This window comes from Vibrio sp. 2130-1 (assembly GCF_033339515.1).
Map to the genome: position 1 here is coordinate 1 of NZ_JAWOUT010000735.1, position 516 is coordinate 516.

The window sequence follows — 516 nt, forward strand, 5'->3', positions numbered from 1 at the left end:
AAGATTTACGTCTGCTTGAAAAACGCTATGGCAAGGCACCGACAGGGTTAAATAAGTCGCAAGGACGCGTCATTGTGATTGACGAGCAAGGTGTGGTTGAGGCATTGCAAGGTTGGCGTATTGACTTACCTATTTTTGACAGTCGCGGCAATGGCGCAATCTACTCATTGGCACTACCTTATTATCCGAAACGTGGGACACCACGCTTTAGTGATGTGGCTTTGAATGGAAAAACATTGCCTTCTAGTACGTTGGCTGACGTTAATGCCATGGCTCAGAATGATTTGAATGAACGCTTAACGACAATAGTGATTCGCCAAGCCATTCGCGTTTGGGCGAAAGACCGAATCAGAAAAGAAGCAGCGAAAAAAGGCGATGACGTCGGCAATATTCTTTTCAACGTTTGGAATACGTTAACAGAACAACCAGATACTCGAAGCTGGCAAACGCTGCCAGCGCAAGTGAAGACAGCCTCACAAATTGTGAAGCCGGGTACACAGCAGCTAAATTTAGGCG

General features: G+C 46.3%; 1 pseudogene. It reads left to right on the top strand.

Annotated elements, in window-relative coordinates:
* Positions 1 to 516: pseudogene (locus R7Q09_RS28420) on the top strand (hypothetical protein); the annotation flags it as partial.